7 protein-coding genes are annotated in these 15,963 nt (G+C 41.5%); 6 read left to right on the forward strand and 1 reads right to left on the reverse strand.

Annotation, left to right across the window (positions count from 1 at the left end; translation table 11 throughout):
• Positions 1 to 265 precede the first annotated feature (265 nt).
• From ACYQ3L_RS06590 to ACYQ3L_RS06615, 6 genes are all read left to right on the forward strand, one after another.
• Positions 266 to 1,789, forward strand: coding sequence for a sulfatase-like hydrolase/transferase (locus ACYQ3L_RS06590; protein ID WP_379994324.1), 1,524 nt, complete (start codon positions 266 to 268; stop codon positions 1,787 to 1,789).
• A gap of 165 nt (positions 1,790 to 1,954) precedes the next feature.
• Positions 1,955 to 2,947, forward strand: coding sequence for a glycoside hydrolase family 43 protein (locus ACYQ3L_RS06595; protein WP_379994323.1), 993 nt, complete (start codon positions 1,955 to 1,957; stop codon positions 2,945 to 2,947).
• A gap of 18 nt (positions 2,948 to 2,965) precedes the next feature.
• The gene (locus tag ACYQ3L_RS06600) at positions 2,966 to 4,606 is read left to right on the forward strand and encodes an arylsulfatase (RefSeq protein ID WP_379994322.1); all 1,641 of its coding nucleotides are present in this window, start codon (positions 2,966 to 2,968) and stop codon (positions 4,604 to 4,606) included.
• Positions 4,607 to 4,635: 29 nt separating this feature from the next.
• Positions 4,636 to 6,909: a BACON domain-containing protein gene (locus ACYQ3L_RS06605; protein WP_379994321.1), complete on the forward strand. Its 2,274-nt coding sequence runs from the start codon at positions 4,636 to 4,638 to the stop codon at positions 6,907 to 6,909.
• A 27-nt stretch (positions 6,910 to 6,936) separates the two neighbouring features.
• Complete coding sequence (locus ACYQ3L_RS06610; RefSeq protein ID WP_379994320.1) at positions 6,937 to 10,101, forward strand: SusC/RagA family TonB-linked outer membrane protein; 3,165 nt, start codon at positions 6,937 to 6,939, stop codon at positions 10,099 to 10,101.
• Positions 10,102 to 10,119: 18 nt separating this feature from the next.
• Positions 10,120 to 11,820 carry a RagB/SusD family nutrient uptake outer membrane protein gene (locus tag ACYQ3L_RS06615; RefSeq protein ID WP_379994319.1) on the forward strand — a complete coding sequence of 567 codons (1,701 nt, stop codon included), beginning with the start codon at positions 10,120 to 10,122 and terminating at the stop codon, positions 11,818 to 11,820.
• 91 nt (positions 11,821 to 11,911) lie between these two features.
• On the opposite strand, the gene ACYQ3L_RS06620 is transcribed toward ACYQ3L_RS06615, so the two are convergent.
• Positions 11,912 to 15,940 (reverse strand): hybrid sensor histidine kinase/response regulator transcription factor, encoded by a 4,029-nt coding sequence (locus ACYQ3L_RS06620; RefSeq protein WP_379994318.1) that lies wholly within the window; start codon positions 15,938 to 15,940, stop codon positions 11,912 to 11,914.
• Between the last annotated feature and the right edge of the window lie 23 nt (positions 15,941 to 15,963).

Below are 15,963 nucleotides of genomic sequence, written 5' to 3' on the forward strand. Positions count from 1 at the left end.
CTGAAGTGAAAGAGCTTAATAACAATAAGGTCGATTGGTCAGGATTTGGAATTAGCGGAGGGATTAGTTTGAGTGCGTGGAAGAATTAGTACGAGGCACAAATGGATATAGCCAGGAGTAAAAATTGCCCTTTAACCATATTGTATCAATAAATATATGCTCATAAAAACATTAGTACGGTAAGTTACACATATTTTCTATTTTATCGGTTCCAAACAAATTATATTTGCAGATATAAATTCGATAAAGTATATACATAATACCAATGAAAAATTCAATCTTATTCTTATCTGTACTATCTTTAGTCGGGTGTACCGGTCGGCCTGAAAAAAAACCTAATATCATTGTTATTTTGGCAGACGATCTGGGCTTTGGAGATGTCAGCGCTTATGGGTCTGCAACGATTCACACTCCCAATATTGACAGGCTTGCTCATGGAGGCGTTTGCTTTACCAACGGATATGCTACTTCGGCAACTTCGACACCAAGCCGCTATGCATTAATGACGGGAATGTATCCATGGAAGAATAAAGAAGCTAAAATCCTTCCGGGTGATGCGCCTCTTATTATAGATGAAAACCAGTATACACTTCCTAAAATGATGCAAAACTGTGGTTATGCGACAGGAGCTATCGGTAAATGGCATTTAGGAATGGGTAATGGCAATGTAGATTGGAATAAAACAGTAAAACCGGGAGCAAAAGAGACCGGCTTCGATTATTCATGTCTGATTGCAGCAACAAATGACAGAGTACCCACAGTATATGTTGAAAACGGGGATGTCGTAAGCTTAGATCCTGCTGATCCAATAGAAGTTAGTTATGAAAAAAACTTTGAAGGCGAACCTACGGCTATATCCGATCCGGAAATGCTGAAAATGGGATGGGCACACGGGCACAACAATTCCATCGTTAACGGTATACCGCGAATTGGCTATATGAAAGGAGGAGAAAAAGCCCGTTGGAAAGATGAAGATATGGCCGATTATTTTATTGACAAAGTTAAAGGTTATATAACCGGACACAAAGATAAACCTTTCTTCTTATATTACGGCCTGCACGAACCTCATGTTCCTCGCGTACCTCATAAGCGTTTTGCCGGGAAAACAACGATGGGTCCCCGGGGTGATGCAATTATGGAAGCGGACTGGTGTGTAGGGGAATTATTGTCTCATTTGGAAAAAGAAGGACTTTTGGAAAATACCATCGTCATCTTTTCAAGCGACAACGGTCCGGTTCTGAATGATGGATATAATGACGGAGCAGCCGAACTGGTAGGGACACATTCTCCAAGCGGAGGACTTCGCGGGGGCAAATATAGCTTATTTGATGGAGGAACCCATGTACCTCTGTTTGTATACTGGAAGGGCAAAATCCAACCGGTAAAGTCTGACGCATTAATTTGTCAAATGGACATTCTGGCATCCTTTGGGAATCTGTTGGGTGCATCACTTCCCGAAGGTCTGGATAGCCGTAACTATTTAAGTGCTTTCCTTGGAAAAGAAATCCAGGCTCGCGAAAACCTTGTTGTCGAAGCTCAGGGACGGCTGGCATATCGTTCTGCAGACTGGATTATGATCCCTCCGTATAAAGGTTCTCAAAGAAACCTGACAGGGAACGAACTGGGAAACATAGACGAATTTGGTTTGTTCAATGTAAGATCGGACAAGGGGCAACAGACGAATGTAGCCGCACAGCATCCGGATATTCTTGAAAGATTGAAGCGGGAATTTTTTACACAAGTTGATGGCTTTTACACAAGCGAGGTAGAAGAAGAACCCCTAAAATAAAGTGAGTTATCTTTAGTCGCGATAAATAAAATTTTGTTTTAAACCGTAGATCAGAGAAAGTTCAACTCTGTGTTTACAACATATCCGGATATCATGACCGATTTCCCCACTAAGATATTGAATATAAAAAACACTTATGGAAATATATAATTAAACAATAAAAACATGAAAGCATCTATAGAACTATTACTTGTATTTATCATTCTGGTGTGTGTGAGTTGCAATACAACAAAAGAAAACAAAATATCTATACAACAGAATGAAATAGCGTTTGCCGACCCGACTATATTTGTCGAAAATAACAGATATTACCTTACAGGTACACGAAATGGGATTCCTCAGGGTTTTTCGATGTTGGAATCAACCGATCTGAAGGAGTGGAAAACCGCTAACGGAGATACACTTCAGTTGGTTTTACGCGAAGGCGCCTCTGCGTTTGGAGAGAGAGGTTTTTGGGCACCTCAGGTATTTAAGGAGGGCAGTAAATATTATATGACATATACCGCAAGTGAACACACGGCATTGGCATCTTCGAATTCGATATACGGCCCTTTCCAACAGGAAGAAGTTCGTCCGATCGATGAGAGTGCAAAAAATATAGATTCGTTTCTGTTTAAAGATTCTGATGGAAAATATTATCTCTACCACGTGCGCTTCAATAAAGGTAATTATCTGTGGGTAGCTGAATTCGATTTGCCAAATGGACGTATCAAAGCCGAAACGCTAAAAAAATGCTTTGACAATACCGAGCCTTGGGAAGCGACTCCTAATTATAAATCGGCCCCTGTGATGGAGGGACCTACTGTTGTTAAAATGGATGGAGTCTATTATCTGTTTTATTCTGCGAATCATTTCAAAAATATAGACTATGCAGTTGGCTATGCAACATCCAGATCTCCTTACGGGCCATGGGAGAAATATGCAGGCAATCCTATTATTCATCGAAGCATTGTCAACGAAAACGGCTCAGGACATGGTGATCTGTTCAAGGGCCTGAATGACCGCTATTATTATGTGTACCATGTACATAATTCCGACAGTGTAGTTCAACCCCGTAAAACACGCATTGTCCCTCTTATTATGAAAAAGAACCCCGAGAGAGGGATATATGATATATCTGTTGACCAATTAAATATTATTACTCCTAGAACCAATTAATTATTTTATCAGATTATTATGAGGAAAAACATAATTCTACCTTTAGCATTGGGGGGAGCGGTCTCTCCGCTGGCCACTACATACGCGCAGCAAACAACAGATAAGCCAAATATCGTACTGATTCTATTGGATGATGTCGGTTACTCGGATTTTGGATGCTATGGTTCCGAAATTGAAACTCCTAATATCGATAGGCTGGCTGAAAATGGAATTCGGTTACGTCATTTCTATAATCAGGCTCGCAGCGCACCTACCCGGGCTTCATTGATGACAGGATTATATCCACATCAGGTCGGGAATGGTGCCCTGGGCAAGATTCCGGGCTATAGTGCATATCAGGGGCATCCTAACGAAGAAAATGTGTTTATACCCGAAGTACTGAAATCTGCCGGATATTTTAATGTAATGACAGGTAAATGGCATCTGGGGCATTATCAGGGAGTAACGCCGATAAAACGTGGTTTCGACCGTTCATTAAATGCACCTTTCGGCGGTTTTTACTTCTCTACGGACGTTAAGAACCCCAAAAAGGCTAACGGAAATACTTTATTCCTGAATGATGAAAGGGTGGCTTTCGATGATCCACGCCTTCCCCCAAAGTGGTATTCTACGCATTTATGGACTAAATTCGGACTGGAGTTCATAGATGAAGCGATCGATAAGAAACAACCTTTCTTTTGGTATATGGCGCACAATGGCGCGCACTTCCCATTACAAGCTCCACAAAAAACTATTGATAAATATAAAGGGAAATATATGAAAGGTTGGGAAGAAATACGCAATGTACGCTTCAGAAAACAATTGGAAATGGGATTGTTTGAGCGACCTGACCAACTAACACCACGTAACCCAAAAGTCCCTGACTGGGAATCTTTGACACTGGAAGAAAAAGAACGCTATGATTTACAGATGGCCATTTATGCAGCTGTAATAGAAGAAGTAGACCGAAGTATCGGGGATGTGGTTAACCACCTGAAGAAGAAAGGCGTATTAGAAAATACATTGATCATTCTGCTCTCCGATAATGGAGGGAATGGAGAACCGGGTATAGAAGGTCGTTTTGCAGGCAAAAAGCCAGGTGCAGTGAATAGTACCGTTTTTCTTGGCGCTGCCTGGGCGGATGTCGCCAATACACCTTTTTTCCTCTATAAACATCACGGACATGAGGGTGGTTGTAATACTCCGTATATTATTTCCTATCCGAAGGGAATCGATAAAAGTTTGAACAATACCATCCGGAAAGATAGTTACGGTCATGTTATCGATATAATGCCTACGCTGGTCGAACTAACCCGTGCTGTTTACCCTGCTTCACGAGACGGACATAAAGTCCCACCGATGGAAGGTGAATCATTATTGCCTCTATTAAAAGGGCAGCAAGTAAATCAACTCAAACCGGTTATCGTCGAGCATGAAGGCAACAAAATGCTCCGTGAAGGTGACTGGAAGATCGTACAGGAATACAAAGAGCCTGATTGGAGATTATACAATCTGAAAAACGATCCTACTGAAATGAAGGACCTTGCAGAAAAAGAACCGGACATTCTGAGACAAATGGTCGGTAATTACACTAAAATGGCAAAACATATCGGAGTCGAAAGTGAAATTGAATTCAAAATCGGCAAATGGTATACTCCTGTAGAAGAATATCTAAAATAAAAACTATCACAATCTTTAATTTATAATATATGAAAAATAAGTATCACAAACTAGTTATTACAATACTCGCTGCTGCATGTTTTATGGGATGTCAGCAAGAAGATATAGTATATCCCGAGCCGAACGCGGAAATGGCTGCGACTTATCTGAATCTTGATGAACTGAGCCAATCGGCAATCGTTGTGCAAGGAACAGAAGGCGGCCATATATTGAAAGTGAAATCCGATGAGAAATGGGCGCTATCCAGTTCTCAGGCATGGTGTAGCCTTTCAGATACAGAGGGCTTCATGTATTCTCAGATATCCCTGTCATTTTCCGAAAATCCGTGGAACGAAGCCCGTACGACTACATTAACTTTCATCATCAATGAGACTCAGGTTCAAAAGAAAGTAACGATAGAGCAAAAAGCCAGTGAAATCACCCTTGCTACGGATGTTCCGGACCTGCAATATAACATAGGAGGAAGTGAGAAAAATATTGAATTGCAAACTAATGCCGTAGAGTGGACGGCGGAAATAATAGATGAAGCCACTAATGCTCCGGCTACATGGGGTTCTGTAACTCCTGCAACGGGAAAAGGCAAAACAACCCTAAAAGTTACTACCGAAAGTAATGGGACAAATACATTACGCAAGGCTAAACTTGTTTTTACAGCTGCCGATAAAACTTTAAGTATTCCAATTGTACAGGTTGAAAAGTTAGAAGCACCTGCCATTGCTCTCGAAGATAATGATGCATTCCTGCTTTCATGGGGTGAAATAACCGGCGTGGACGGCTATAAATTGAAATATACAACAAGCCTGGGTGAAAATACAATAGGCATCCCTTCAGGAACTACATCTTATGATCTCAGCCTCATCGACTGGAACGGATATGTAGGAATGGTTTCCGTGCAATTATTCTCTTATGCAGATGTAGGGGGAGGATCAATATCCCAGATGGGAAGCGAAATAATGGAAGTACACAACTTATTCGACGAGACCAGCGGAAATGGAGAAAAGGGTTCTGAATATATTATTACAAAACCCCGGCACTTGAAGAATGTTAGTAAGTATCTTGATAAACATTACAAACAGACGGCGGATATCGACTTGGCAGGCGTGGATTTTTCCCCTATTAGTGCCGACTTGGCAGCAAATGTCTATGCAGGCAATTTTACCGGAGTATATGATGCGGGTAAAGGTAATATAGTAGACACTGACACAAAACGTTCTTCCGGACAATATAAGATTAAGAACTGGACATTCAACAAGGGTGCTAATACTAATTGCGGTTTATTCGCTTCTATCGGGGCAGAAGGTATTGTACGTAATGTAAGTATTGAGAATCCGGTTATCACGGGAAAAGCAAAAGTCGGCGCTGTAGCAGGGAACTGTTTAGGTAAAGTTATATCCTGCCATACTACAGGCAGTACCGGGCGTCTTAATACAGCAGCAACTGCCGAAGCCGAAGTTCACCTTGGAGGAGTAGTCGGATATCTTTCCGAGAAAGGAGAAGTTTCTTTTTGTTCCAATACAGCGACGATCGAAGGTTCAGCCGGTTGTGTTGCGGGAGTTGTGGGAATGGTGATGCGTGATTCGAATAATGCCCCCTTCATCTCATATTGTATTAACAATGGCAATGTCATTTGCAACAGTAAATCGCCATTAGGAGGTGTTGTCGGCTCCATGGCCGGGACAGTAGGTGCAGAGTTGGTCAAAGTAACCGGTTGTATAAATAATGGAAATGTTTCCGGAAGCCAGGCTAATAACCAGGTCGGCGGCATTGTCGGCCGTTCAACTACCGATACTGAAATATCGCTATCTTACAATACCGGGTCTATTACCGCAGCAGGTTCGGCTGGAGGTATTATCGGCCGTATGGGCGGAACTAATGGGGGAACGATCAGGGATTGCTATAACACAGGCACGATTAAGAGTACGGGCACGGTTACGAATGGTAATAGTAATGCAGCAGGTATTCTTGCCACATGCACCCTGGCTGCAGGAGGAAATATGACTATCGAAAATTGCCATAATACAGGAACTATGCAGACCGCGAGCGGTATTTCCCAATATAACGGATTGTTCCATCGCACTGATGGCAAGCTTTCTCAGATAACGATGACGAGCTGCTATGCATTGAATGAGGAATCCAAACTTCAGAGCAACAGTAGTGATTCATTCCTCTCAGGAGGCGCTTCCGGCTATAAGAACCTGTCGGCAAACGAGATGAAAAACACTTCTTTGTTCACAGGTTGGAATTTCACTGCGGTTTGGAAAATGGGAAATGATTATCCGATATTACAGGCGTTATCAAAATAGAGATTAATAATCAATGAATATAATATTATGAAACAAAAGAATCGATTTAGATTGATAGGTAGGTATTTGGCCTTGTTGATCTGTTTAATAGGGTATGTATCGGCCGCATCAGCACAATCTCATAAAATAACAGGTGTGGTCGTTGATGAAGGGAACATACCTATTATCGGAGCTACGGTTCAAGTTAGAGGAACAACTAACGGGACCATTACAGACCTGGATGGGAATTTCACGTTGGAAGTAAAAAATTCAAAAGCTGTTCTGCAAGTATCATATATCGGATTTACTAATGTAGCTGTCCCGGTACTGTTGAATGAAAAGATGGTAATCACAATGGTAGAAAGTGCCCGCGACCTGAACGAAGTTGTCGTTATTGGTTATGGTACTGTTCGTAAATCGGATCTCTCCGGGTCGGTAAGTGCGATCAGTATGAAAGATGAGGCGGAAATTCTACCTATAACAAGCGTCGACCAGTTTTTACAGGGGCGCGTGTCCGGGGTCAATATTTCGTCCAATAGCGGCGCTCCCGGTGCAGGTATGAACATTCAGATCCGCGGAACTTCGACATTATCGGGTAACACGGCTCCGCTATATGTAGTTGACGGTTTCCCTATCGAAGCTGCTACAGCAAGTGTGAACGGCAGTACCTCCGAATTGAGCCAGCAACCGGCGATGAACCCGTTGGCTGCTATCAACCCAAATGATATTGAATCAATCCAGATTTTGAAAGACGCTTCAGCAACAGCCATTTATGGTTCACGTGCTACAAATGGAGTCATTCTTATTACCACTAAACAGGGGAAAACAGGGAAAATTAATATAAGCTATAATGTACGTCTCGATATTTCCTCTGTTGCCAAGCGCTACAACCTGTTGAACGCATATGAATATGGCCTTTATGAAAATGAACTGGATAGGACTTTTGAAGGATATGATATGCAGGGAAATGTTATTCCGGGCACAAAAGTTCCCAGACATACTGATGATATGCTGGAAAGATACAGGACATATTCAACCGATTGGCAGGATTTAATGTACGAAACTGCATTAACTCACGATCATCAGTTGGTGGTCAATGGAGGCAGTAATACAACCCAGTATAATATTACGGCCGGCTATACCAATCAGGAGGGGATTATAATGAATACCGGACTGGAACGTTATTCTTTCCGTCTCAATCTGAAATCTGAACTTGCCAAACGTTTGGTGTTGCAGGTGAATACAAGCTACTCTCAAACAGATCAGAAACAAACGTCGCATTCTCAGTCAGCCAGTATGAACCAGATGGTACGGCGTATTCTTACTACAAAACCGACATTAATGCCCGGTGATGTTGTTTATGAAGATGAGAATGTAGAATATGTTGCTGTCGACAACCCTTATATAATGGCTACTGAACTAAAGGACATCCTGAAACAAAACTTCTTCATTTTGAACGCATCTTTAAACTATAATCTAGGCAATGGGCTTTCCGCTAAGGCTGCAGGGAGTTTTAACCGTACAGACGGCGCGCGCTCAACCTATTATCCGATAGGTACCAATGCCGGAAACAGTGCCCACGGCCTGGCTTTCAGGGGGCAGGACGATCGACAGAATATTGTAATGGAAACTACTGTTAATTATGATCGCAAGTTCCAACAAAAACACCATATAAATGCTGTTGCGGGATATACCCATGAGAACCGCAAAAGAAATACTTTGGGAATTCAGGTAGGCGATTTTGCCAGCAATGACTTGCTATACCATGCTATAGGGGAAGGAACCAATACTATGGACAAATCCAGTTCTGTGATCCAGAGCAAACTTTCTTCTTTCTTGGGACGTGTGAATTATACATTGTATGACCGCTATATATTTACTGCCACTGGGCGCTACGACGGTTCTTCCCTGTTGGCAAGCGGAAATCAGTGGAGCTTTTTCCCCTCCTTTGCGGCTGCCTGGCGCGTCAATCAGGAAAGTTTCCTGAAAGATATAGAGCCAATTTCTAATATTAAATTCCGCCTGAGTTATGGTGTTACAGGTAATCAAAGTATTGCATATGCAGCTCCTCTGGCGATCATGGACCATGTCCGCTCATATTCGGGAGGTGCGGTAAATCATGGAATGGTAAACGGGAAACTTGAAAACCCCGATTTAGGTTGGGAAAATACGACCACTTATAATGGTGGAATAGACTTTGGTTTTGTAGACAACAGGTTCAGGATCACCGTGGATGCCTATAAACGCGTTACTAAAGATATGTTGATGAACTTCGGCCTGCCTTTGTCTTCCGGATATGGTTCTATACCATATAATATGGGACAAATGACAAACAAAGGTTTTGAATTGGAGGTAAGCGCCGATATCCTGACCGGCCCCGTAAAATGGACACTCGGAGGAAACATATATCTGAACCGCAATAAAGTGGATGAAGTAGGTGGGAATGAATTGTTAGGAACTTCTTATTTGGCAGGAGGCGGAGTATTCAGTCAAAGTATACATATTACCAAGGCGGGTTATCCGGTAGGTAGTTTCTATGGCTATGTAGTAGACGGTGTTTATCAGAATGAAGCGGAGGCAGAATTAGCCCCGTTCGATACTCCTCAGGCTACTCCCGGATCTTTACGATTCAAAGATATTAGCGGTCCTGATGGTCTGCCTGACGGAAAAATAACTTCCGATGATATGACGATTATTGGAAATGCGGAACCAAAGTTCAACTACGGCATTACTTCCGAATTAGCATGGAAGGGACTGTCTTTATCCATGATCTTCACTGGCCGCGCAGGGGGTGATATTGCCAATCTGAACCGTTATTTTCTTGATTCCTACACAGACAGTAGCGACAATATCCGTGCCGAGGCATGGAATGGCAGATGGCAAGGCGAAGGTACAAGCAATTTCTATCCGGCGGTAAACGGTTCGCAGGGCAGTTCTTATTTCAACAAGCGTTTTTCTACTTTCCTGCTGGAAGACGGTTCATATTTCCGCTTAAAAAATCTGACTCTTGCCTATCAGTTTAATGTGAAAAAACTGCAATGGCTACGCAATATACGTGTATTCGGAACCGCTACCAATGTATTTACAATCACCAATTATAGCGGTTATGATCCGGAAGTGAGTATAACCTCAGGGGCAATGTCGCCAAATGTCGATTATGCTGCTTATCCTTCCAGTCGGACTTATTCTTTTGGTGTAAATTTTGCCTTTTAACAATGAAATATTGAAAATATGAAGAAATATATATTATCCTTACTGATAGCGATACTTGCTTTTCCGAGCTGTCTGGACGTAGATATGGTAGACCGTATAGATAAAGAAGACGGTTTCTTCAAAACTGAAGATCACGCTTTGATGGCTATAAATGGAGTATATTCCACATTATATCAGTTCGCTTATCACAAAACGAACTGGCCTCTCATCCTCCCTACTTTCGAAGATGCGATGTTTTCCACAGGAACCGCAGTGCCGGCTACTGCTTCCAACAATACGCATAGTTCCGGTTCTGCCCCGGTCGTAAATTTTTGGGGAACACTTTACGATGGCATTAAAAATGCGAATGAAGTGATAGCAAAAGTTCCTTCTATAGAGTTTAAGAATCAAAATGATAAGAACCGCATTATAGCAGAAGCACATTTTCTGAGAGCACTCTATCATTACGATTTGATGCGCATGTTTGGTGGAGTCAACGGGATTCCTGTTGTTACCCAACCGGTGACCGGGATCGATAATGCCTATATCCCGCAGTCTCCTGCCGATAAGGTTTACGAATCGATTATAAATGATTTCAAATACGCAGCGGGAATGAACGACGATGACACGCCGCGCCTTCCTAAACGTTTAGATTCCGGCTATACAGTCGGACGTGTAACCAATGGAGCAGCCCATGCATTTCTGGCAGAAATATACCTGACTTTGGGAAAATGGAGAGATGCAGCCAATGAAGCACAAATAGTTATTGAATCCGATCAGTATGAACTTGTAAGCGATTACCGGAGCCTGTGGGATGTTGAACAAGAGTCCCTGGCACAAAAAGAGCATGTCTTTTTTGTTCCTTTCTTCCGTGATAAAGAAGCTGCTGCTGACGTATCATTAGGATCTAATATAGCACACTTATTTAATCCTAATGGAGTCGAGGTCGGAGGGAAACTTCTTTCAGGAAACCCTTATGGGAAAGGTGCGGGAGTACACAGGGTACAAAAATGGTTCATCAGATATTTCCAGGATGATCAGGGTAATCTGGGGTATAGCGATCCGCTTGTTGATGCATCGGTTGACGAAGGTAAATTAGTATCTAAAGACTACCGGATTGAAACTTCATTCTGGCGTCGTTTTCAGCAAAAGAATAATAATACAGGGGTATTGGGTAATATTGTGACATCATATCCTGCTGCCGGAGGAAATACACAGGAAAACTGGGGATATATCCGTAAATTCATCGACCCGCAAGGTATAAACAACCGTACAAATGAAAACGATATGCCGCGCTTGCGTTTGTCTGATATGTACCTGATAAAGGCAGAAGCATTGAACGAGCTGGGAGAATATACCGATGCGTGCAAAGCTATAGATATGGTGCGTGAACGCGCACGTAAAGCAAATGGAACTCAACGTAATTATCCTAAATATATAGGGTTGGATAAAGCAGATAACATCGGGCGTACGTTGACTAAACAGGAATTCCGCTGGCTGGTATTTATGGAACGAGGTCTGGAATTTGCAGGGGAACAGAAACGCTGGTTCGACCTCATCCGTATGAAGTATGATGAAAATACATCGATGTATGATTATATGAAAGATACTTTCATCCCGTCTCTACCCGCAGCCGATGTGCAAAAGCAAGGCGTTATGGCCGAAAGGAAAAAGTATTTTCCGGTTCCTTTTGCGGAAATTACCCGTAACGATGGAGTACAGCAGAATCCCGGATATTGATTTTACTGTTGTGAAATAATAAGAATACAACTTTAATAAATTGCTTAATAGTAAAGTAAAAGGACATCTATACGCGATGTCCTTTTGCTTTTTATTTTAAATGTTTGATAAATTCTGTCGGCGTCACATTAAACTCTTTTTTAAAGCATTTGGTAAAATAATTGGGGTCGGTCATTCCCACAGCATAGGACGCTTCCGAAACATTCATGCCATTCTGCAAATGAATCCGGGCTTCTTTCATCCTGATAGTCCTCATAAATTGAGTTATGGAGCATCCGGTCAACGATTTAAGTTTTGTATGCAATAAACTCCGGCTTATTTTCATATGATTGATAATTTCTGTAACTCCAAAGTCTTCATCTTGGATATTAGCCATTATCAGGTCTACCAGTTCTTTCATAAAAACGCCATCACGCGGACTATTCGTAATTTGCGTGATGTTCAGTTTTTCAATCCGCTTGAAATATTCAATATTGCGTTTCCTGTTAGTTCGTATATTCTGAACCAACAATTCCAGATTATGCGCATTGAAAGGTTTTGTAATATACGCATCGGCCCCTTTCATATATCCCTGAGTATGGTCTGCCTCATCTGTCTTTGCCGTCAGCAGAATTACCGGAATATGGCTGGTATTTAGATCCTGCTTGATATGTTCAGTCAGTTCCAGACCATCCACTGTCGGCATCATAACATCGGTGATGATCAGGTCAGGCAATTGCTTTTTTAACAGCTTCATCGCTTCGGCGCCATCGTAAGCCCTGAGTACCTCATAATCTTTGCTGAATATTTCGGTCAGATAATCATTTATTTCTTTATTGTCTTCTACAATAAGGATGCTTTCTCTGACAGTTGCGCCATCTTGTTTCACGGATATCAGTTGATCCGGAATCAGCTCGATGGTTTCTTTCATGTGCAAATTATATTTACGGATTTCTTCAGACGTGATATTCTCCATCGATCTTTCCGAAAGGCTATATGCCGATTCTGAAACATTCAGGTTGACAACGAATTCCGAACCCTTACCGAGTTCACTCTCTACCCTGATATTTCCTTTATGCATCTGGATAAGCGATTTTGTAAGAGACAATCCCACCCCGAAACCCTTTCTGTGATCTTTTTTCTCTACCTGATAATAGCTATCGAAGATTTTGTCCTGTGCCTCCTTTGGAATTCCTCTTCCGCTATCTTTCACTAAAATTTCGACAAAGGTTTCCGATTCTTTTTTTATTAATTTGGCGCTAAGCTTTACGTAATCGCCCGGCTGAGTGTATTTAAAGGCATTGGATAACAGATTGTATATAATGCGTTCCAGTTTGGAGGGAGAGAACCAAACCTCTTCATCTGTTTCCTCGAGGCTAACGATGAAATCAATTTCCTTGTCTTTGGAGATTATATCGAAGATATGGGATAATTCGTCCAGAAAACGCATGATATTCCCTTTTCTGACATTTATCTCCATTTGGTTCATTTCTATCTTGCTGAAAGTGAGTAGTTCGTCGATGAGGTAGTGCATCCTGTTGGCATTATGATAGATCACTTCCAGTTTTTCACGGTGATTGTTACTGATTTGTCCTTGTTCAATAAGTCGCTGGAGAGGCGATAAGATCAGTGTCAACGGAGTTTTCAGATCATGTGAGACATAAGTAAAGAAATTAATCTTCGATCGGTTCATTTCCTCCATATTCACCCTTTGTTCGTGTTCTGTTTTCAATCTCATAAGAAGGATCAAGCGGGCTTTGGTATATTTATAACCCAAATAAATAATACACAGGACCAATGCCGCATATATCAGATATGCCCACGGAGAAAGCCACCATGGAGGAAGTACTTCTATCGCCAATGTTTTCTGCCCCTTTTCATCCCAATTGATGCCATCGCTGCTGGCTTTGATCCTTAATGTATAATTGCCGGAAGGGAGATTCGAAAACCTCACCTGATGCTGGTTCCCGACTAGTTGCCATTCTTTATCAATGCCTTCCAGTATCATGGCATATTGTGTTTTATCTTTATATTGATAATTAAGCCCGGAATATTCGATGCGTATAGATTGCGCCTGTTTATGCGTAAGTATTATCGCGTCACTTTCGGAGATAGAAGCTGGTAATAGTGCATCAGGATTGCTTGGAGACAGGAAATTGTTGTTACTCCATATTTCGGTCAGGGCAATATTGAAGTGCGGTTCTACGGGGTGTACCTGATCGGGATAGAATGAGATCATCCCGTTTATTGTCCCGAAAAATAATTCGCCGTCAGGCGTTTTGCAGACGGAAGAGTAATTGAACTGATTGGTCGGTAATCCATCGGCTATAGTATATATGTTGATCTGTCCGCTTTTAGGTTGAATGTTACATAAGCCGTTATCCGTTCCTAGCCATATACTGTTCTGGTCGTCTTCTATGATACCTTTTATGGCATTCGAACCTAATTCTTTTTTGGAATAGCTCCTTAATTTTTCACCTTTCTTATTCAGAACAAACAGCCCGTCATTATTAGTGCCCATCCAAATGCTTTCTTTCGAATCCATATAAAGGAAAGTCACGTATAGCTTATCATACGAAAATTGCGGAATCGGTGTTTCTTTCTCAGTATATTTATTTATTTGATGGACTCCGTTTATCCGGCTTCCGGTCCATAAAATGCTATCATTCAGATTGAGCATGCAGAAGACAGGGAGGGAGGATATTTTTTTTAGCCGGAATTCGCCGTGCTGCTTTGTCAGTGTAAACAACCCGGAAGGGCCTCCATACCATATTTTACCGGTTTGATCTTCAACAATACAGAATCCGGATGAATTTTCTCCGATGCCACGATTGAATGAAAGAGTTTTATGTTCTTTAGGTATATGGTATTTCATTCCCCTGAGAAACAGGCCAATCCATAGGTTCTGGTGGCTGTCTATCAATAAAGAATGGATATTCCGGTTTTTTATATCCATTTGTTTTTGAATTTGCTCCGATCGTGTAATCTCCCGGTTGCCGTTCAAATAGTTTAGTCCGCCATCTTCGGTAGCTATATAAAGGCCGTTGTCAGGAGCATTGATAATCTGACGCACCGCTTTTCCGCTAAGATGATTGGAAGAGTTGCCGTAAGGGTAAATCCGGAATTGGTCTGAGTTATATACAAAATAATTTACTCCCCCGAAATAGGTCCCGACCCACATATTATTGTTCGAATCTTCGAAAAGGCTATAAATAGGAGAGTCGTTCAGATTGCTTAGATCGCTCTCAGACTGCTTGTAATTAGCGATTAGCCGGAAAGTCTGGTCATAAACAAAAATACCGTTTTCGGAGCCTACCCAGATATTATTTAAACAATCGGTAGTTGCACATCTGAACTGCCTGATTTCCTCAGTTGAAGTAAGGGTATATAAGGAGTTATTATTGATATTGTAAATGAAAACCTCTTGGGTTGTTGCGAATAACAACTGGTTATTCGGTAACATAACCAGATTGATGCATTTTTTGAGAAATGGCCTGATAATTGATGATAAGGGTTCGAATTGTTCTTTTTTAAGATTATAACGTTTTAATTCTTTATTGGTATTTATCCATAAAATACCATTTGAGTCTTCTACCAGTCCGCGGATATTCTCGCCTCTATTATCACATAATATAAACGGGATGAACAGGTTGTTTTTTTCATCATATTGAAAGATACCATTGCTGCATCCGGCCAGAAATTTATTAGTGGAAGTATTTAGGAATAAAACGTTATTCCTGCTGTTTCCTTCAATATGGTAGCATGTAAATTTTTCATTTTGCGGATTGTATTTACATATTCCCTGCTCTGTGGAAATCCAGAGGGTATTCCGATAACGATCATTGTATAATCTGGTGATAAAATCATGGCTTATAGAGGAAGAATCACCCTCTTCATGAACAAACTTGGTTATATTATACCCATCGTATCTGCATAGGCCGTTCCTGGTTCCGAACCACATAAACCCTTTACTGTCCTGCGATATGGCGTTGACTGTACTGTGTGCCAGTCCCTCGGTAATACTTAACTGTTTGAACCGTATATTGTTGTATTGTATTTTCCCTTCTGTAGAGGCAGGAAAGAGCAGGAAGAAGATACAAACTGCAGTTAAAATGTGATTCTTGTAAACAATCTTTTCCATCTATAATTATACTCCTTGATTAG

The organism is Dysgonomonas termitidis, assembly GCF_054657735.1.